This is a genomic window from Flavobacterium plantiphilum (genome assembly GCF_046000495.1).
GTDB classification, from domain to species: domain Bacteria; phylum Bacteroidota; class Bacteroidia; order Flavobacteriales; family Flavobacteriaceae; genus Flavobacterium; species Flavobacterium plantiphilum.
Genome location: NZ_JBELQA010000002.1, coordinates 181442 through 201900, shown reverse-complemented (window position 1 = coordinate 201900; position 20459 = coordinate 181442). Strand labels below are relative to the sequence as shown.

Annotated in this window: 21 protein-coding genes; 11 read left to right on the top strand and 10 right to left on the bottom strand. The window is 35.8% G+C overall.

The genetic code is table 11. The features are described 5' to 3' along the window. Positions 1–9 precede the first annotated feature (9 nt). Together pheS and ABS764_RS03640 are read left to right on the top strand one after the other, a co-directional pair. A complete protein-coding gene (gene pheS / locus ABS764_RS03645; protein ID WP_408080077.1) occupies positions 10–1029 on the top strand; it encodes a phenylalanine--tRNA ligase subunit alpha in 1020 nt (339 codons plus the stop codon). A 74-nt stretch (positions 1030–1103) separates the two neighbouring features. Beyond that, positions 1104–1511 (top strand): hypothetical protein, encoded by a 408-nt coding sequence (locus ABS764_RS03640; RefSeq protein ID WP_408080075.1) that lies wholly within the window; start codon positions 1104–1106, stop codon positions 1509–1511. Between the two features lie 141 nt (positions 1512–1652). On the opposite strand, the gene ABS764_RS03635 is transcribed toward ABS764_RS03640, so the two are convergent. From ABS764_RS03635 to ABS764_RS03605, 7 genes are all read right to left on the bottom strand, one after another. Next, positions 1653–2648, bottom strand: coding sequence for an NAD(P)H-dependent glycerol-3-phosphate dehydrogenase (locus ABS764_RS03635; protein WP_408080073.1), 996 nt, complete (start codon positions 2646–2648; stop codon positions 1653–1655). A 283-nt stretch (positions 2649–2931) separates the two neighbouring features. Next, entirely contained in the window at positions 2932–4089 is a 1158-nt protein-coding gene (locus ABS764_RS03630; RefSeq protein ID WP_408080071.1) for an iron-containing alcohol dehydrogenase, read from the bottom strand. A 72-nt stretch (positions 4090–4161) separates the two neighbouring features. Next, the gene (gene nadD, locus ABS764_RS03625) at positions 4162–4743 is read right to left on the bottom strand and encodes a nicotinate (nicotinamide) nucleotide adenylyltransferase (RefSeq protein WP_408080069.1); all 582 of its coding nucleotides are present in this window, start codon (positions 4741–4743) and stop codon (positions 4162–4164) included. Between the two features lie 32 nt (positions 4744–4775). After that, positions 4776–5141, bottom strand: coding sequence for a four helix bundle protein (locus tag ABS764_RS03620; protein ID WP_408080067.1), 366 nt, complete (start codon positions 5139–5141; stop codon positions 4776–4778). Positions 5142–5175: 34 nt separating this feature from the next. Next, positions 5176–5748: a guanylate kinase gene (gmk, locus tag ABS764_RS03615; RefSeq protein WP_408080065.1), complete on the bottom strand. Its 573-nt coding sequence runs from the start codon at positions 5746–5748 to the stop codon at positions 5176–5178. A 76-nt stretch (positions 5749–5824) separates the two neighbouring features. Next, positions 5825–6685, bottom strand: coding sequence for a YicC/YloC family endoribonuclease (locus ABS764_RS03610; RefSeq protein WP_408080063.1), 861 nt, complete (start codon positions 6683–6685; stop codon positions 5825–5827). Positions 6686–6776: 91 nt separating this feature from the next. Continuing rightward, positions 6777–7133 carry an arsenate reductase family protein gene (locus ABS764_RS03605; RefSeq protein WP_408080061.1) on the bottom strand — a complete coding sequence of 119 codons (357 nt, stop codon included), beginning with the start codon at positions 7131–7133 and terminating at the stop codon, positions 6777–6779. A gap of 82 nt (positions 7134–7215) precedes the next feature. On the opposite strand from ABS764_RS03605, the gene ABS764_RS03600 reads away from it, so the two are divergent. Further along, positions 7216–7671 carry a DinB family protein gene (locus ABS764_RS03600; RefSeq protein ID WP_408080059.1) on the top strand — a complete coding sequence of 152 codons (456 nt, stop codon included), beginning with the start codon at positions 7216–7218 and terminating at the stop codon, positions 7669–7671. A 51-nt stretch (positions 7672–7722) separates the two neighbouring features. Here the strand turns inward: ABS764_RS03600 and ABS764_RS03595 are convergent, their stop codons facing one another. Further along, positions 7723–8463, bottom strand: coding sequence for a DUF3298 and DUF4163 domain-containing protein (locus ABS764_RS03595; protein ID WP_408080057.1), 741 nt, complete (start codon positions 8461–8463; stop codon positions 7723–7725). A gap of 116 nt (positions 8464–8579) precedes the next feature. Further along, positions 8580–9392, bottom strand: coding sequence for a THC0290_0291 family protein (locus tag ABS764_RS03590; protein WP_408080055.1), 813 nt, complete (start codon positions 9390–9392; stop codon positions 8580–8582). A 374-nt stretch (positions 9393–9766) separates the two neighbouring features. On the opposite strand from ABS764_RS03590, the gene gdhA reads away from it, so the two are divergent. The 8 genes from gdhA (at position 9767) to ABS764_RS03550 (ending at position 20158) form a co-directional block, all read left to right on the top strand. Continuing rightward, positions 9767–11110 carry an NADP-specific glutamate dehydrogenase gene (gene gdhA, locus ABS764_RS03585; RefSeq protein WP_408080053.1) on the top strand — a complete coding sequence of 448 codons (1344 nt, stop codon included), beginning with the start codon at positions 9767–9769 and terminating at the stop codon, positions 11108–11110. A gap of 222 nt (positions 11111–11332) precedes the next feature. Continuing rightward, positions 11333–12046 (top strand): DNA repair protein RecO, encoded by a 714-nt coding sequence (gene recO, locus ABS764_RS03580; protein WP_408080051.1) that lies wholly within the window; start codon positions 11333–11335, stop codon positions 12044–12046. Positions 12047–12612: 566 nt separating this feature from the next. Further along, positions 12613–13110 carry a hypothetical protein gene (locus ABS764_RS03575; protein WP_408080049.1) on the top strand — a complete coding sequence of 166 codons (498 nt, stop codon included), beginning with the start codon at positions 12613–12615 and terminating at the stop codon, positions 13108–13110. A gap of 371 nt (positions 13111–13481) precedes the next feature. Then, entirely contained in the window at positions 13482–13844 is a 363-nt protein-coding gene (locus ABS764_RS03570) for a transcriptional regulator (protein WP_408080047.1), read from the top strand. 142 nt (positions 13845–13986) lie between these two features. Beyond that, entirely contained in the window at positions 13987–15096 is a 1110-nt protein-coding gene (locus tag ABS764_RS03565) for a YaaC family protein (RefSeq protein ID WP_408080045.1), read from the top strand. A gap of 548 nt (positions 15097–15644) precedes the next feature. Continuing rightward, positions 15645–19049: an isoleucine--tRNA ligase gene (gene ileS / locus ABS764_RS03560; protein WP_408080043.1), complete on the top strand. Its 3405-nt coding sequence runs from the start codon at positions 15645–15647 to the stop codon at positions 19047–19049. Between the two features lie 8 nt (positions 19050–19057). Then, entirely contained in the window at positions 19058–19438 is a 381-nt protein-coding gene (locus tag ABS764_RS03555; RefSeq protein WP_071184521.1) for a TraR/DksA family transcriptional regulator, read from the top strand. Between the two features lie 114 nt (positions 19439–19552). Beyond that, positions 19553–20158, top strand: coding sequence for a lipoprotein signal peptidase (locus ABS764_RS03550; RefSeq protein ID WP_408080040.1), 606 nt, complete (start codon positions 19553–19555; stop codon positions 20156–20158). 62 nt (positions 20159–20220) lie between these two features. Here the strand turns inward: ABS764_RS03550 and ABS764_RS03545 are convergent, their stop codons facing one another. Continuing rightward, positions 20221–20409, bottom strand: coding sequence for a hypothetical protein (locus tag ABS764_RS03545; RefSeq protein WP_408080038.1), 189 nt, complete (start codon positions 20407–20409; stop codon positions 20221–20223). Between the last annotated feature and the right edge of the window lie 50 nt (positions 20410–20459).

Sequence of the window (20459 nt, the reverse complement as noted above, 5' to 3'; positions counted from 1 at the left end):
TGGATGAAAATGATAGATAAGATTAAAGAATATATTGGTGAAGCACAAGCTTTTTCAACACAGGATACAGCAGAATTAGAAGCATTCAGAATTAAATTTTTAGGGAGCAAAGGGATTTTAAAAGACTTTTTTGCTGAATTTAAAAATGTTCCTAATGAGCAAAAAAAAGAATTTGGACAGGTAATTAACCTGCTGAAAACTTCTACAGAAGAAAAAGTAAAATCAATCCAGGAAGCTTTAGAAAGCAAAGAAGAATCTAAAGGAATTTATGGCGATTTAACCCGTGCGGCTGAGCCGGTAACTATTGGTTCCCGTCATCCGATTTCTATTGTAAAAAACCAAATTATTGATATTTTCTCGACTATTGGATTCAATGTTTCCGAAGGTCCGGAAATTGAAGACGACTGGCATAATTTTACTGCCCTGAATTTGCCAGAATACCATCCGGCACGTGATATGCAGGATACGTTTTTTATCCAGACAAATCCTGATACTTTATTGCGTACCCACACTTCTTCAGTTCAGGTGCGTTATATGGAAAATAATAAACCACCTATCAGAACGATTTCTCCGGGACGTGTTTTCCGTAATGAAGCCGTTTCATCGCGTTCACATTGTATTTTTCACCAGGTGGAAGGATTATACATTGACAAAGAAGTTTCTTTTGCTGATTTGAAACAAACCTTATTGTATTTTACCAAAGAGATGTTTGGAAAATCTAAAATCCGTTTGCGTCCTTCTTATTTTCCGTTTACGGAACCAAGTGCCGAAATTGATATTTATTGGGGATTAAAAACGGAAACTGATTACAGAATTACCAAAGGAACCGGTTGGTTAGAAATTGGTGGTTGCGGAATGGTAGATCCTAATGTTTTGAAAAACTGTGGCATCAATCCTGACGAATATAACGGATTTGCTTTTGGAATGGGAGTGGAGCGTATTGCGATGTTGCTGTACCAAATTGGAGACATCCGTATGTTTTATGAAAACGACGTACGTTTCTTAGAACAATTTAAATCGATAATATAATTAAGTAAATAGTGATTAGTGAATAGTAATTAGTTTGATTATTCACTAATTACCATTCGCTATTCACTCAAAATATGAAAGCTGATATTACAATCCCCGAAGTAGAAAACGTATTTATTGCCGCTGTTCAGGAATGGAGCGATGATTTTATGGAGAAAGTTTGGTATGCTTATTTAGTAAACGACAGCGATTTTAACATCGAAAGTGCTATGGTGGTTTCTAAAGCTTTTGGAACTATCGATGGCGAAATGAAGAAAACCTCTGTTTTACGTCATGCTTTTGTAGAAGTTCCTGCTGTTTCAGTTGTAAAAATCGAAATGGTAGAAAAAAGTCTTTTAGCGTTGAATAATGAATTCATGCTGACTTATTTTATTGGAAACACCCTATACGATAAGAAATTTATTTTTAAAGCCAATTCCATTAACGAAAACAATACCGAAGAAGTGCCGATTCTATTTGTAGATGGTGTGATTGTTCGATAAATTTTATCTTAAAATAATAATAACCACAAATTCACTTATTATAATTTGCGACCCGAGCGATAGCGAATAGGTGAAGCAATTTGCGGTTACTCTCGTCATGTGATTGCTTCGTTCCGATAGCTATCGGAACTCGCAATGATATTAATCCAGTTTATCCACCAGTTTTTTAAATACGGCTTTAGCATTTTTACCTTCGTACAAAATTTCATGAACGGAGTCAATAATAGGTGTTTTGGCACCATACCCCTGATTGAGTTTGTACGCACTTTTAGCAGCATAATAACCTTCGGCAACCATGCTCATTTCCATCATGGCACTTTTTACGGTGTAGCCTTTGCCAATCATGTTTCCAAACATTCTGTTTCTTGAAAAAACCGAATAACCTGTTACTAATAAATCGCCCAGATAAGCCGAATCATTGATGTTGCGCTTCATTTTGTGTACTTTCTTGATGAACTGTTTCATTTCCCGAATCGCATTACTCATCAACACCGATTGAAAATTATCGCCATAGCCTAAGCCATGTGCAATTCCGGCTGCAATAGCATAAATGTTTTTAAGCATCGCAGCATATTCAGTACCAATAATATCATCGGTAATTTTAGTTTTAATATAATTTCCAGCAAGATTTTTGGCAACATTTTCTGCTTTTTTTTCGTCACCACAAGCAATGGTCAGATACGATAAGCGTTCTAATGCTACTTCTTCGGCATGGCATGGACCGGTAATTACACCAATATTATAATAAGGGATGTTGTATTGAAAATGAAAATGTTCCCCAACAATCAAACTGGTTTCAGGAACTATTCCTTTAATGGCTGAGAAAATAATTTTGTTTTTCAGAGAAACAGTCAGCTTTTGCAGTTCAGTATCTAAAAAAGCGGAAGGAATTGCAAAAATAAGGTAGTCTGCATAAGAAACAGCTTCATTTATGTCGTTAGTAAGCAGTAGTTTTTTAGTGTCAAATTCTACTGAACTAATGTAATTTGGGTTGTGTTTGTGTGCTTTTATATGCTCAATAGCCGATTCATTTCGCATATACCATGAAACTTCAGAAAGATTGACGCAGAGCATTTTTGTAATGGCTGTTGCCCAGCTCCCACCACCAATTACTGCAAACTTTATATTTTCACTCATCTTTTTATAGTTTAACCAAAAGTACTTAAAAATGTACTAATGAAGCAAGACTATTCTTTTTGAATTGGACGCAGATCTGTAAAAACAAATATTTTCAATTTTTTTTTAAATACTATGCAATAAAAAGAAGGTTGGTTTCGTTGTAAAATAGTATATATGAGTAATTTGTGTTTTTTAAATTATTAGAATTAGTTAATTTAGTTTTGGTGTTATTTTAAAAAGGCGTCTGAGAATAGTACTCACAGACGCCTTTTTTGTTGAGAATAAAGTTTATTTACTAAAATTAATAACTCATTTCTATAATTTCTTTCAGTTTCTCCAGCGTAATATTTTGTCTTTCTCCCATTGCTTTCCAGCCTCTTTCATCAAATCTGTTTACGATAAAATCAGCAGTTTTGCTGTAATTCTCTGTGTATTGTGACAGTCTGGTGTCCATTCCCATCGTGTGGAAAAAAGCAACGGTTTTATTGATGGCTTCGTTTGCAATTTCGTCTACGGTTCCCGATAAATTAAAAATACGTTTTCCGTATTGCGCCAGTTTTTCTTTTTTAGTTTCGAATAAAACCCGGTAAAGATTTGGTCCAATAATGGCTAATGTTCTGGCATGATCGATTCCGTAGAGTGCCGTTAATTCATGACCAATCATGTGCGTTGCCCAATCACTGGGAACTCCTTTTTGGATTAATCCGTTCAAAGCCATGGTACAAGACCACATAAAATTAGAAGCCAATGCATAATCGGCAGGATTTTCAACCACTTTAGGACCTACTTCGATTAAAGTTTGCAAAATTCCTTCGGCAATCCTGTCCTGTAAATAACCTTCGTGCGGATACGTTAAATATTGTTCCATGACGTGTGTAAAAGCATCCACCACACCATTTTGTAATTGTCTTTTTGGTAAAGACTGAATTACAGTTGGATCACAAATTGAGAATTGCGGAAACAAAGCGCTTCCGCCGGAAGCCAGTTTTTCCTGAGTCGCTTGAATCGTTACCACATATCCGGAATTCATTTCGCTTCCCGTTGCCGGCAAGGTTAGAATGGTTCCAAAAGGCATTGCATTTTCTTTTATTAGAATATGTTTTTGTAAAATATCAATTGGATTTCCGTCAAAATGTACGGCAGCCGAAATGAATTTTACACCATCAATTACTGATCCACCACCTACTGCCAGAATAAAATCGATTTTTTCTGTTTTTATTACTTCAACGGCTTTCATCAAAGTTTCAAAATGCGGATTGGGTTCAATTCCACCAAATTCAACAATTTCGAAACCTTTTAAGTTATCGATTACCTGTTGGTGAATTCCGTTTTTAAAAATGCTTCCGCCGCCATAAGCTAGTAATATTTTAGCACCTTGCGGAACTAATTCGGATAATTTTTCTATTTGTCCTTTACCAAAAACCAGTTTGGTTGGATTGTATAATTCGAAGTTTAGCATGATTTCTTTTTTTATCAAAAATAAGAAATTGCTCCCCGGAGTGGGCGAAATGATACGTTAATTAAATTCTAATTATTTTTTATAAAATAAATTATGATCGATATATTCCCAGACTTTTGGAGATAATAGCGGGCGTATGTTTTTAGCTGATTTGATATTGTTTCGGATAGTAGTTGAAGAAATTTCAACAACCGGAGCATCAATCAGGTGAATTTTAGCATGGTTTTTTAGTTCCAAATTTTCGGTTTCAGAAGAAATACGCGGGTACACATAAATTTCATGATGTGCCAGAATGGCTTCGTAATTTTTCCATTTATGCAACGATTTCAGATTGTCTTCGCCCATAATCAATGAGAATTCATGATTTGGATATTTTTCTTCCAGATGAACCAGAGTGTTTACTGTATAATTAGGCTGCGGAAGTTTAAATTCAATATCCGAAGGTTTGAGTTTTGGATAGTCTTCGGTAGCTAAATAAACCATTTGTAAACGGTGGTAATCATCAAGCAAAGTGCTCTTTTTCTTCAACGGATTGTGTGGTGTAACCACGAGCCAAACCTGATCCAAGTCAGAATGTTCCGCCATGTGATTGGCAATAATCAGATGTCCAACATGAATGGGGTTGAAAGTGCCGAAATACAATCCTATTTTCATTTTTTTAGTAACTAGTGATTAGTGAAAAGTAATTAGTTTTTGAGCGTTTTTGAAAAAGCATTAATCATTTTGGACTCTTCTTCAATTTGACTCAGAATTTCTTTATACAAAGTTTGATTTGTAATAAAACCAAGTTGACTAGCAATTAGTAGTTGAGTTTCTATTTCGAATAGAGATCCCCTAGAAATATCTAAAAAATGACTAAATGATTTATGTGTATTTCTTCCATAACCTTCAGCTATATTTGAAGGGATAGAAACGGAAGCTCTTTTTAACTGACTTGTGAGGGCATATAATTCTTCTTGAGGAAATGATTTTACCAATTGATAAACTAAACTAACAATTTTGATTCCTTTTTGCCAGATTAATAAATCTCGATATGATTTTATTTCTCCCATTTTAGCTAATTACTAGTTACTCTTCACTAATCACTTATTTATTAACAAAATCCCTAACCAACTCATTCGCTTCTTCCAAAGCCACTTCTAAATCATAATTTTTAATAATCACATCAAATTGTGGAGCAGTGGCGAGTTCGACGTGAGCTTTAGCAATACGCATATTGATTTTGTCTTCGCTTTCGGTAGAGCGTTCTTTTAGTCGGCGTTTTAATTCGTCTACACTTGGGGGTTTTACAAAAACAGCTAAAGTTTCTTCGGGAAATTTATGCTTGATACGCAATCCTCCTGCAACATCAATATCAAAAATCACATTTTTGCCCAAAGCCCAGATGCGTTCTACTTCGCTTTTTAAAGTGCCGTAAAAGTTATCCCGGTACACTTCTTCCCATTCTACGAAATCCTCGTTTTTGATGTGGTTTTTAAACTCGTCTAAAGAGATAAAATAATAATCCTTACCATTTACTTCTTCGCATCTGGCTGCGCGTGTTGCAGCCGAGATAGAAAACTCTAAATTCAGGTCTTCCTGTTTTAATAAATGCCTTACTATAGTTGTTTTTCCCGAACCTGATGGCGCCGAGAATACGATTAATTTTCCTTTTTTCATCATTATAAGTGATTAGTGAATAGTAATTAGTGAATGGTTTCAAACTCTAATTACTATTCACTAGTTACTAATTACTTTATAAAACATTAAGCACTTGCTCTTTAATTTTTTCTAATTCGTCTTTCATCATCACGACTAATTTCTGCATTTGTGCGTGATTGGATTTAGAACCCATAGTGTTGATTTCGCGTCCCATTTCCTGAGTGATGAAACCTAATTTTCTACCATTGGCTTCTGTTCCTTTGATGGTTTCTAAGAAATAATCCAAGTGATTGGTCAAACGCACTTTTTCCTCAGTGATGTCTAATTTCTCTAAATAATAGATTAGTTCCTGTTCAAAACGGTTTTCGTCGACATTTACTTTTAATTCATCAATGGCAGTTTGCAAACGGTCTTTGATGGCTTGAACACGTTCCGGATCAAGTGCCAGAGCATCATTCATATATTGACGAATATTACTGATTCGCAACTGAAATTCTTTTTCCAGCGATAGGCCTTCGTCTTTTCTAAAAGAAAGAATATTATTCAAACTTTCGTTGATAACTTCTTTTATCTGAGTCCACTCGTTTTCGTCAATTTCTTCTCTTTCCACTTTCATGGTGTCGGGCATTCGAACAGCCATTTTCATCAATTCGGTTTCATCGGCATCAGCATATACTTCTCTTAATTGATTGATATAGGCTTTTACAATAGGTACATTGACTTTCGTTGAAGTTTGCTCAGCAGTGCTTTCGATATAAATAGAAAAATCTACTTTTCCACGTTCTAGTGCAGCAGCTATTTGCGTACGTAAACCCAATTCCATTTCGCGGTAAAGCGATGGCATTCGGACGTTCAGGTCTAGTCCTTTACTGTTTAAAGATTTTACTTCGACTGTTATTTTTTTGGTTGGTAACTGCAAAGTAGCTTTACCAAAACCGGTCATGGATTGTATCATATTATTTTCTAAAAGTGGTCAAAGATAAAGAAAAGTTTGCAGTAGTCAGTTTTCAGTCAATGGTGTAAGAGATTCGATTTAATTTATAATGTTACTTTTCTAATGCTTTCATAACCTGAAGGATGTTTTGCTGACTGTTGCCAATGTAAATTTTGCCATCAATAATAAAAACCGGGCGGCTCAGGAAGGTATAATGTTCCAGAATGTATTTTTTAAAATCGGCTTCGGTTAAGTTTTTATCTTTTAATCCCATCGATTTGTACAATTGGGCTTTTTTGCTAAAAAGCGCTTCATAACTTCCCGAAAGCTGGTACATTTCTTCCAATTCTGTCTCAGTAATTGGGTCTTGCTTGATGTCGTGAAAAGCAAGATTATTGTCTTTAGGTAATGATTTGATGATTTTTCGACAAGTATCGCAGGAAGCGAGATAGTATATTTTATTAGTCATAATTATAATTTCTTTATGCAAAGAAAAATCATTTAGAACGTTAATTGTTTATTTTTACGCCAAAATTTACAAATTCAATACAATGAAAGAACTTTTAGAGATTACTAAAACAAGCAGAAACATGGTTTCTAAATTGATTCAGGGATATACTTTAGAACAACTGAACAAAGTTCCGGCAGGCTTTAATAATAATTTGATTTGGAATGTAGCGCATATTATCGTTACACAACAGGTGCTGGTTTATAAACTAGCAGGTTTACCGGTAATGGTTTCTGATGAATTGATAGAAAAATATAAAAAAGGAACTAAAACAGAGCAGGATGCTTCGCAGGAAGAAGTAGATGAAATTTTGTCTTTGTTACATAAAACAATCGAACAAACAGCCATTGATATTGATAATAATTTGTTCCAAAACTTCAATGAGTATCCAACATCTACAGGATTTGTGTTAAAAAACAATTTTGATTCGATGTCTTTCAATAACTTTCACGAAGGAATTCATATTGGTGTTATTATGGCTATTCGAAAATTAGTATAATGACCGAAATAAAGTATAAATTAAAAGAGCTTCCTAATGGAAGCTCTTTTTTTATTTTGCAATCAAATAATCGTCTGCTTCTTCATATTTGATAAGCAACTCTCTGGAACCATCCACATAAGCGGCAATTTCATACGGGTTGTAATGAAGAATAATCCCTTCGTTTGTAAAAAAAATATTTTGGGCTACCTGAAAGACATCATTTTCAAAAAACATTCCGGTACTGTTTATCGATTGGTCTCTTGGTATTTTATATTTTTCTCTGAATCTGGTTTCAGCCAGCGCTTTAAAAAGATTCCAGTTTTTAAATAACTTTTCATTTGTTATTTTTTTTCCTGTTTTCGGATCAAAAATTAAAGAACGCAATCCGGCATATCCATGAGCTCCTCCGGTAAACGTGTAGTGATTGATGGTAATGTTTAAGATGTTTTCGGATCTGTATTTTACTTCTCCTTCAATTTTAGCTTCCCATCCAAAATGATCTCTGGGAAAATCTCTTTTTATTTTTTCATAGTTCTGAATGAAGGATTGGGCTAATTCTTCATAATTTTTGGATTCATTAGGTTTGTCTCCAAAGTCAACAATAGATTTTACCGTTTTAAAAACGGTATTGTTAATGCTGTCGGAAACAGTAGCTGCATTTTCAGCCACCGGAATATCAATTTTTATATTCGGACACTTTTCAGTACAGTCTACAGAGCTTGTTTTTTCAAAAGACTGATTTTCAAAATCCAATTCTTTGGAACAACTCATACATATAAAAAGCAACAGAAAGAATAAAGTATATTTCATTTTAATTTTTTTAATCCGGATCTCAAATAAAGGGTTGAACTTTTCTAAAAAAAGTCCCGGATTGAAAGATAACAGTTTTTAACTAAATATAAAAATCAAAAATTAGTGTTACTGTTTTATTGTAAGTAATAAATATAGCCCACATTAAACCATACGAGCCAGTCGTTGGCTTTGTTTTCTTTATAAAGATCCTTATTCGGGTTTAAGCCGTCAACCCAATCCGAAAAATAATACTGAAACCGTAAATCAACCATTAAATCACTCAGCGGTGCCAGCTTGTATCGCGTACCTACACTGGAAACAATAGACCATACACTGCCGCTTTCGGTTGAAAAACCATATTGACGTCCGTCATACGGCGTCAGGTATTTAGGATATGTGGTTAATGGTGTGCCTAATGGTCCTAAAGAAGATGTTGCTTCGGTATTGTAATAGCTAAACTGAGCGCCAAGGCTCAAAAAAGGACCAAGACTTCCTATCCTTGCGGTGAAATCACGAATGCTTAATGGAAAATATTCTAACTGCATTCCCAGATTAGTTACTGCACTGTTGCCTTCCATGGCCCGTAATTGGTCTGCCTGAAGCGACGTCCGGTCAGGGCTTACCCATTCGCCAAAATGCTTGAATTCGGTTTTATTGTATGAGAGCTCCGTTCTTAACTTGAAGTGATCGTTAAAATACGTCTCGGGACTGTAACAGTTACATTCTGCGGTGTATGAAAAGTTCAGATAATGAATAATTCCTATTCCTAATCCGGTATTTCCGGCATTGGTACTCAAATCATGCCGCTCTCCGTAATCAGACTGAAAAGCAACAGGCCCCGCAATAACTCCAACCTCATGCGAAAAACCAAATTGCGCATTTATTTCACCGGAAATTCCTAGCAAAATAATAAGAGTTAATAAGCTTAGCCAATTATTTCTGAGCATTTTAAAACTTTTCGGGTTTGGACAAAGATATAAAAAACATAATTTATCTATTGCAATAATAACGAACTAAATAGCATACCCGTTGGCTGTAATTATCAAAAACGTTAATTAGAGTGTTTTTTATAATAATATTTCTTGTTCTCGATACAATTTTTATCGAAAATTACTCGAACTGACGAAAAATTATCATCAAAAACTAATTACATCCAACGGCTTAAATAGCATCTAAAAGATCAGCAAAAATGAGTGCTCAGGAATGCCGCTTTATTTTTATATTTCTCTTTTTAATTAAGTTTATTTTAAATAGAATTTCTTCATAAAATGTATATTTGTAAGAGGAGTAATTTTTTTTAAATTCATAATTAAACATACCTATGTCAAAGATATTTACAGATTTTATAAATGAGGTTTCGCTAAAAAATCCTAACGAACCGGAATTTTTACAGGCCGTATCAGAGGTTGCCGAAACGGTGCTTCCTTTTATAGAAGAGAATAAAAAATACCAAAACAAAATGCTTTTAGAGCGCATGGTGGAGGCCGACAGAATTGTTATTTTCCGGGTGGCCTGGATTGATGACCAGGGAAAAACTCAGGTAAACCGTGGCTATCGTATTCAGATGAATTCGGCTATTGGTCCTTACAAAGGGGGGCTTCGGTTTCATCCTACGGTAAATTTAAGCGTTTTGAAGTTTTTAGCTTTCGAACAAACATTTAAAAACAGTTTAACGAGTTTGCCAATGGGCGGAGGAAAAGGAGGTTCTGATTTTGACCCAAAAGGGAAATCAGATATCGAAGTAATGCGTTTTTGTCAGGCTTTCATGACCGAATTATGCAAGCATATTGGTCCTGATACCGATGTTCCCGCTGGTGATATTGGAGTAGGAGCCAGAGAAGTGGGGTATTTATTCGGGCAGTATAAAAAAATCAGAAATGAATTTACCGGAGTCTTAACCGGAAAAGGAATTTCTTTTGGAGGTTCTTTAATCCGTCCTGAAGCTACAGGATATGGGGTAGTCTATTTTGCCCAAAGTATGTTAGCTACAAAGGGGGATGACTTAAAGAATAAGACCGTGGCTGTTTCCGGATCCGGAAATGTTGCACAATATGCGGTGGAAAAAGCCTCTGAGTTAGGTGCTAAAGTGATTACAATGTCAGATTCGGGCGGCTATATTTATGATGCTGATGGAATTGATGCCGAAAAATTAGCACATATCATGTATTTGAAAAACGAGCTGCGTACCCGAATTAGTGATTATGTAAACAAATATCCTAATGCCGTTTACCGTGAAGGGGAAAAATCATGGCAGCAGCCCTGTGATGTTGCCTTGCCGTGTGCCACACAAAACGAATTGGATGCTCAAAGTGCTCAGAAATTAGTTGACGGCGGATGTATTTGTGTGACCGAAGGGGCTAATATGCCTTCTACACCTGAAGCGATTGCCGTTTTTCATAAAGCTAAAATATTATTTTCTCCCGGAAAAGCTTCTAATGCCGGTGGAGTAGCGACTTCCGGTTTAGAAATGTCGCAAAATTCCCTTAGACTGAGTTGGACTGCCGAGGAAGTGGATGAAAAACTCAAAGGGATAATGCTTAATATTCACGCGGCCTGTGTGAAATATGGTGCCAATGAAGATGGGTATGTAGATTATGTAAAAGGAGCCAATATTGCCGGATTCGTAAAAGTAGCCGATGCCATGCTGGCGCAGGGAGTGGTTTAGTCTTTTTGAGTGACTAGTAATTAGTGATTAGTAACTAGTCCTTAGTGTTTTAAGTACTTAGTTCCTAGAGTTTGGTATAAACGTTATATACTTTTTATAAAAACGAACTACTAAGGACAAAATCGAATCACATCTCACTATTCACTAATTACTATTCACTACTCACTATTCACTACTCACTATTCACTAATTACTATTCACTAATCACTATTCACTAAATCCATGCAAATTAAAACCAGAGCAATTGTTATTTCGGCTTTAAAATACCAGGAAAAAAGCCTGATTGTAAAGTGCTTTACGTTGTCGCACGGATTGAAATCATACTTTGTGCGGGATGCTTTTTCGAATAGAAAGAGCAATCAGAAAATGGCTTATTTTCAACCGATGACCATCCTGGAAATCGAAGCCACACACAAGAACAAAGGTACTCTGGAGCATTTTAAAGAAATTAAAATTGCAGCGCCTTTCCAGTCGATACATTCCGATATTTACAAGAGTACTATTGTGCTGTTTCTTTCGGAAATTTTGCATCATTCGATACATGAAGAGGAAAAAAACGAATCCCTTTTTGAGTTTCTGGAAGCGGCCTTGCATTGGCTGGACGAACATGATGATATGGCTAATTTTCATCTGATTTTAATGCTCGAAATGACCAAGTATTTTGGGTTTTATCCTGATACTTCCGATATGGATATGCCTTTTTTCGAAATGAATGAAGGTGTTTTTACGCCCTTTCATGCTCTAGGTTCTCTGAGCGAACACGAAACCCAATTGCTCAAAAAACTGATTGCTTTGAAATTGGATAGCAATCAAAAAGTGTTTCATGTTATCGAAAGACAGATACTTTTAAAAATTCTGATTGATTATTATGCGTATCATCTCGATGGTTTCAAAAGACCCAAATCATTAGAAGTTTTAAAGGAGGTTTTTGCTTAAAATTTTCTAATTGTCCGAATTATTGAGGATGACACACAATCCTGATAGCCATCGGGACGGATTGTAACGGATTATCCAGATTATTTTTAAATATTCAATTACAACAGATTTATAGTCAGCTCTTTCAGAGTTTTAAAACACGAATCTTTTTATTAATCAATCTTAAAAGTATCAGTTGGAACGGATTATCCAGATTATTTTTAAATATTCAATTATAACAGATTCATAGTCAGCAATTTCAGAGTTTTAAAACACGAATCTTTTTATTAATCAATCTTAAAAGTATCAATTGTAACGGGCTTTAGCCCGTTTACAAATTAAAACAGAAAAGGCTTTAGCCAAATCTTGATTTAGATTTTGGCTAAAGCCTTTTCTGTTTTAATAATTCAAATCATCTGGCTAAAGCCAGACGCTATTGACAAAACTAATCATCCAAAAACCCTATCCGTAATTGATCACTTATAATAAAAATAAAAAAAGAACTAACAAACTGCAAACCAAAAGAATAATAGTTTAGCTTTGGGAGTATAATCTTATTAATTATCAACCATTAAACCATTATTTTTATGTCAAATTTATTGAACAACCGTGTAAACACGACGGCTACGGCAGCGCAATTAACAGCAGTAAAAGCTGCTTTTCAAACCATTTTAACCAACCTGCCTTTTCTGGTGGGGCTTACTGCTGACGAAAGGAAGTCCTTAAACGCCATTGATGTCAACAACAAAGCCTTTGCCGAAGATGCTCTTAGTGCTGCGGTAAACAATGCTACACTGGTTCCCGGTTATATTTCGGTGCCTACTATGCAAAACGACCTGACGCTGTTTGCCCAAATGGACGAAATCTCGGGATTAGCCAACCAATTGTGCGAACGCATTGAGGATACTAAAATGCTGGCGGGTAGCGAAGCCTACAATACTGCACTTAGCCTGTATAAATCCTTTGGGACTGCCGCCGATGCCGGAGTACAGGGTGCCGACAGCATTGTCGATAAACTCAAAACCCGCTTTGCAGCCAGCAAGGGCAATGCGGTTACAACACCACCTGTGATGCCAACGGAGTAAGACAACAATTAGTAAAAGCAGCTACGATCGCTTCTGATATAAAGAAGCGATTTTTTTGTCGCTTTTCTGATTGATAAAAAACAAAAAACATCTAGTTCGAACCAACAGTATAGGTGCTTCGAACCAATAGTATAGGTAGTTCGAACCAATAAACCATCTAGTTAGTACCAATAGTATATGTACTTCGAACCAATAGAATATCTAGTTTAAACCAATAATATATGTAGTTCGAACCTGCTTTATTGGTTTGTCGAACCAATAGAGTACCTAGTTTGAACCAATAGTATAGGTAGTTCGAACCAATACTATTAGTGTTTAGCACTAGTTTTTAAGGGAAATGTTATAGATTAATTATACAAAGCAAATAAAAGATGATATCCACCAGCAACAAATACAAGAACGGAAAAGGAGAACATTATCCCGTGATAGGTAATTTTATTCATTATCACATTGTACAGCATAAAATCAAGAAAGTCGAAGTAGCCAGGCAACTCGGCATACTTCCCACAGGATTAAACGAGTATTTCAAAAAGGAATCCTTGCAGTTTGCTATACTCTGGAAATTAAGTCTAGCCCTCAAGCACAATTTTATTGCACAACTGGGGGAATACGTTCCCTTTCCATACGAGAACAAACGTGAAAAAGCCCTAAAAAAAGAGCTCGATGAGAAAAACGCTTATATCCAAAAACTGGAAATCCAGCTTGAAACCCTAAGAGAAATGATACAGAAGTAAATGGTTTTGTAAGAATTATTTATATATTAGCGAAAAAATAAACACTGACGTTTATCAGACAAAGCTACCCTAAAATGGGGTGATAGGTCTGATTTAGTCAGACCTATAAACGAGTTATGACCAATTAAATCGCAAATCGTAAATGACACACGAAAGAATTTTTACAGAAACACCAAAATCAGCTATTTGGGATAGAATTGATATACTAACAACTTTGAACGGAGCAAAGAAACAATTAGAGACAAGTTGTCAATCTTATCAAATAGAAATCGAAGGCAGTCTTCTTTTGAATAAAGCCAAAGGTGTTGCCTTTTGTATACGAAGTGCACGCGAACTATTTAGACAATCGGATTCGAAAAATCTAACTCCAAGTTTGACATCTCTTTACTACGGAACATATAATCTGTTGAGTGCTTTACTCATTGGCAATGTTAAAAATAATTTGACACTTGAAGATATCGAGGGATTCTCCAAGAATGGTGGTCATGGCTTGAAAACAATTTATAATTCTAACGAAGAAAATCTTGAAAATAATGAATTCATTTATTGTTGCAATAACGGATTTTATAAAGAATTACTTTTAAATTTAAATTATGATGTAGCAGTAATAGCTATGTCCAAAAACTTTAGAAAAGTAGATGAAATTCCTGGAGATGAAATTCATAAACTAATTTCTCTTAAAGACTTGTTGTCAAGAATTCCCGAATTAAAAAATATCTACACAGAAATTTTCAAAGAGCAACCAAATTATCTAAATTACCATAGCAGTAAACTTTACGGAAATGATGAAGGTTTCAAAAAAGTTGATGTTAGTGAATTTCAAAATACAGATTATTTAAAAGCAAAAGACATTAACGACATCTTAAACATTCCAGATGAATTTGTTTTTGAATATAAGAAAGATTACCCCGAATCGGTTTTGAAAGAAGAATATCGTTTAGATAAACTTCCAAATCAACTTTTAACAGACAATCCTAAATATCATTCACCAATAGCAGCAGAATGTACAATCAAGCCAATTTTGTCCATTGATGAACCATTATTATTATATTTTAAACTTCTGTATATTCTTAGCATTTGGACAAGATATAGACCTAATTTGTGGCGAGAAGTAACAGAGGGAAAATACGATGAATTTAGATCTTTATTTGGAATATTTGCTGATTCAACTGAGAGAATAATTCCAAATGAATTTCTTAATAAATTCTATAACAGAAAAATAATCTTTGCAAGTCATTCCTATTGGTCTTAAAATTTTACCCCGACCGCTCGGATTTACAATTAATGTCTCGGTTGGATAGCGCGGATTTGCAACCCGACCGCTCGGATATCCGTAAACGTTAGCGCAGAATTGCATTCTGTGTCCACAAAGAGGAGCAACTTTGTCGAGTTACTTGATGAGATTGCTTCGTTCCTCGCAATGACTTACCCGACCGCTCGGATTTAAGTTGCAAATCCGCGCTATCCTCATGAAAAAGATTACTGCAAATCTGCGTGATTGGGTTCGTCCCTCCCGTGACTTGCTTGTGGGTAGTTGGGTTTAGAAAACTAAACCGATGGCTAGGACTTGTAGATAAAACTTAGCACAGTCCCGTACCGAAATTTTGGTATCGGGATGCTTGTACACCTTTAGTGAATTAAGTAGCATAAAAAGAAAGTTGGAACGGTTTTAATGCTTACAACTTTCTTTTTTTTGTAAAAACCTTCTATAATTGTGTTTATTCCCTCTTTTTTCTTTCCTCTTTCCTCTATTTTCTTTAAAATTCCTTATTTTCGCACCTCGATTAAGAAAAGGATACAATGAGTACAAAATTTACTGAATACAAAGGACTTGACTTGCCAACAGTAGCGTCGGAAGTTCTGGATTTTTGGAAGCAAGAAAATATATTTGAAAAAAGTGTAACAACCCGCGAAGGGGCGAAACCTTATGTGTTTTTTGAAGGACCGCCTTCGGCAAATGGATTACCGGGAATTCACCACGTAATGGCGCGTGCTATTAAAGATATTTTTTGCAGATATAAAACTCAAAAAGGATTTCAGGTTAAGCGTAAAGCTGGTTGGGATACTCATGGTTTGCCAGTTGAATTAGGTACTGAAAAAGAATTAGGAATTACCAAAGAAGATATCGGGAAAACGATTTCAGTAGAAGAATATAACGAAGCCTGTAAAAAAACGGTGATGCGTTATACGGACGTCTGGAATGATCTGACCGAAAAAATGGGGTATTGGGTAGATATGGAAGATCCGTATGTGACTTACAAATCCAAATATATGGAGAGTGTTTGGTGGTTGTTGAAGCAAATCTATAACAAGGATTTGATGTACAAAGGCTACACGATTCAGCCGTATTCCCCAAAAGCGGGTACAGGATTGTCTTCTCACGAAGTAAATCAACCGGGTTCATACCGTGATGTGACTGATACTACGATTGTGGCTCAGTTTAAAGCGAAAAATGAAAGTTTGCCAAGCTTTTTACAAGGTTTTGGGGATATTCACATATTGGCTTGGACAACTACGCCTTGGACCTTGCCTTCAAATACGGCTTTGACTGTAGGTCCAAAAATCGATTATGTTTTAGTAAAGACTTTTAATCAATATACTTTTGAGCCAATCAATGTTGTTTTGGCTAAAAATCTGGTTGGAAAACAGTTTGGGAAAACCTATTTCGCAACTGAAGAAGCCACCGATTTTGAAAACTATAAAGCCGGAGATAAAAAAATCCCGTACCAAATTGTTGCTGAAGCAAAAGGAGCTGATTTAGTAGGAATCCGTTACGAACAATTATTGCCTTGGGCATTGCCGTATCAAAATCCAGAAAATGCTTTTAGAGTAATTTCAGGGGATTTCGTTACTACCGAAGACGGAACGGGAATTGTACATACGGCTCCAACTTTTGGTGCTGATGATGCTAAAGTAGCCAAAGAAGCTATGCCTGAAGTTCCGCCAATGTTAGTTTTGGATGAAAATGGTACTGCAGTTCCATTGGTAGATTTACAAGGAAAATTCACGGCTCATGTAGGCGAAGAGTTTGCCGGGAAATACGTGAAAAACGAATATTATGATGCCGATCAGGTTCCGGAACGTTCGGTAGATGTGGAGATTGCCATTCGATTAAAAGAAGAAAATAAAGCATTCAAAGTAGAGAAATACGTCCACAGTTACCCACATTGCTGGAGAACGGACAAGCCTATTTTGTATTATCCTCTGGATTCCTGGTTTATTAAAATCACAGAGGTAAGAGACCGAATGTTTGATTTGAATGAAACCATCAACTGGAAGCCAAAAGCAACCGGGGAAGGTCGTTTTGGGAATTGGTTGAAAAATGCCAACGATTGGAATTTATCGCGTTCCAGATATTGGGGAATTCCATTGCCAATTTGGAGAACCGATGACAAACAGGAAGAAATCTTGATTGGTTCGGTAGAAGAATTGTACAACGAAATTGAAAAAGCAATTGCTGCAGGATTCCAAAAAGAAAATCCTTTTAAAGGTTTTGAAATTGGAAACATGAGCGAAAGCAACTATGATTTGGTTGACTTGCATAAAAATGTAGTGGATGGAATTACTTTGGTTTCGGCTTCCGGAAAACCAATGAAGCGTGAGGCTGATTTGATTGACGTTTGGTTTGATTCGGGTGCGATGCCTTATGCACAATGGCATTATCCTTTTGAAAATAAGGAACTAATTGACGAGAATAAATCATTCCCGGCTGATTTCATTGCCGAAGGTGTGGATCAGACCCGTGGATGGTTTTATACGTTGCATGCTATCGGAACTTTGGTTTTTGATACTATTGCGTATAAAAATGTAGTTTCTAACGGATTGGTATTGGACAAAAACGGACAAAAGATGTCCAAACGTTTAGGGAATGCCGTAGATCCATTTGAAACATTAAAAGAATATGGTCCTGATGCTACACGCTGGTACATGATTGCCAATGCTAATCCATGGGATAACCTGAAATTTGATATTGAAGGTGTGGCTGAGGTAAGAAGAAAGTTCTTTGGAACCCTTTATAATACCTATTCATTCTTTAGTTTGTATGCTAATATTGATGGTTTCAAATTTGATGAAGCTGAGGTTCCATTGAATGAAAGACCTGAAATCGACCGTTGGATTTTATCAGAATTACATACTTTAATCAAATTGGTTGATGAAGCTTATGCGGATTATGAACCAACCAAAGCTGCTCGTGCGATTTCTGATTTCGTTCAGGAAAACTTGAGTAACTGGTACGTTCGTTTATGCCGTCGTCGTTTCTGGAAAGGGGAATATGCTCAGGATAAAATTGCGGCTTACCAAACCTTATATACTTGTTTGTTAACGGTAAGTAAACTGAGTGCTCCGATAGCTCCGTTCTTTATGGACAAGCTTTACAGAGACTTAACTTTGGCAACACAAACAGAAAAATTTGATAGCGTACATTTGGCGGAATTTCCAAAATACGTTGAAAACTTTGTTGATAAATCGTTAGAGAGCAAAATGCAGAAAGCCCAGACCATTTCATCACTGGTTTTATCACTGCGTAAAAAGGAAATGATCAAGGTGCGTCAACCACTGCAAAAGGTAATGATTCCGGTACTTGACGAGAGACAGAGAAGTGAGATTATGGCCGTTTCTGACCTGATAAAAGCGGAGGTAAACGTGAAAGAAATTGAACTTTTAGACGATGCTTCGGGAGTATTGGTGAAGCAGATAAAGCCTAATTTTAAAGCACTTGGACCGCGTTTTGGTAAGGATATGGGTTTGATTTCCAAAGAGATACAAAATTTCTCTCCGGATCAGATTAATCAGTTGGATAAAGAAGGAAGTATTGCTATTGTTATTGCAGGAAAAGACGTAACTTTATCACTAGCCGATGTGGAAATAACATCACAGGATATCGAGGGTTGGTTAGTTGCTAATTCAAACGGAATTACCGTTGCGCTTGACATCACGATTTCTGAAGAATTGAAAAAAGAAGGAATTGCAAGAGAGTTAGTCAACAGAATCCAGAACATCAGAAAAGATTCCGGATTTGAAGTGACTGATAAGATTAAGGTTTATTTGCAAAACAATACTGTGCTAGAAGACGCAGTCACTGAAAATAGAGAATACATTAAATCAGAAACATTAACGGAGGAGTTGGTTTTTGACGTAGAAATCAAAGATGGCACAGAAATTGAATTTGATGACATTAAAACTAAAATAACGATTACTAAATAACATTGATTATGGTAGATGAAGCAACACGATACTCCGACGCCGACCTGGCAGAGTTCAAAGAGATAATCCAAAAGAAAATTGAGAAAGCTCAGGCAGATTTAGATTTGATAAAAAGTGCTTACATGAATGACTTGAATAACGGTACTGATGATACATCGCCTACGTTCAAAGCCTTTGAAGAAGGAAGCGAAACAATGTCTAAAGAAGCCAATTCTCAATTGGCAATCCGTCAGGAAAAATTCATACGTGATTTAAAGAATGCTTTATTCCGTGTAGAGAACAAAACCTACGGGATTTGCAAAGTAACAGGAAAATTAATTAGTAAAGAAAGATTGAAAATTGTTCCTCATGCTACCATGAGTATTGAAGCAAAAAACATGCAACGATAATTCTAACAATCTCAGGATTAAAATTCCAAATTCCATCTTTAATTGTAAAATTATTGGGATTTGGAATTTAATTTTTTATAAATTACCTATTTTTGCGCACTTAAATTTTTCAAAATGTCATTACTAAAAGCGTATCTGCTTATTTTCATTGTATTACTGATTGATCAGATTTCCAAAATATATGTAAAAACTAATTTTTTATTAGGGGAAGAGGTTGAAGTTTTCAATTGGTTCAAAATTCATTTTATTGAAAATGAAGGAATGGCTTGGGGAACTCAGATTCCGGGAGCATACGGGAAATTGTTTCTTACCTTGTTTCGGTTAGTGGCTGTAGGAGGAATTGGGTATTGGCTGTGGGATTCTGTAGAAAGAAAACACAGTTCTGACTATTTAATTGTAGCCATTGCTTTGATTCTGGCAGGAGCTTTCGGGAACATTATCGATTCGGTTTTTTATGGAGTAATTTTTGACGATAGCAGTTCGCAATTAGCAACCCTGTTTGCTGATGAGCCTTACGGCAAATTTTTTCATGGTAAAGTGGTAGATATGTTCTATTTCCCTTTCTGGCATGGAAATCTTCCGCAATGGTTGCCGGTATGGGGCGGTAAAGAGTTTACTTTTTTCAACGCTATTTTTAATGTTGCTGATATGGCAATTTCAACAGGAGTAGGTATTTTGATTGTTTTTAACAAAAAAGCATTTCATCACAAAGAAGCATAATTTAATATGTAGCATATAAAAAGAAAGACCTGTTTTTAAGCAGGTCTTTCTTTTTTATACAACTATTTGTTTTGTCCCGGAGCATAACGTTTGGCACTTTTTTCACCGGTGATTTTTTTCGCCTGTCCAGGTGGAATAGATTTAGAAGTATTTGATCTGGTTCCAATTCCGACAGCGCAGCCGGATAAAGAAACAGAAAATACAGCAATTAAAAGGAAAGCATACAATCTGCAATTTTGAATCTTTTTCATAACTATTATGGGGCTTTGTTCGTTTACGAAGGTACGGATTTTAAATAGTA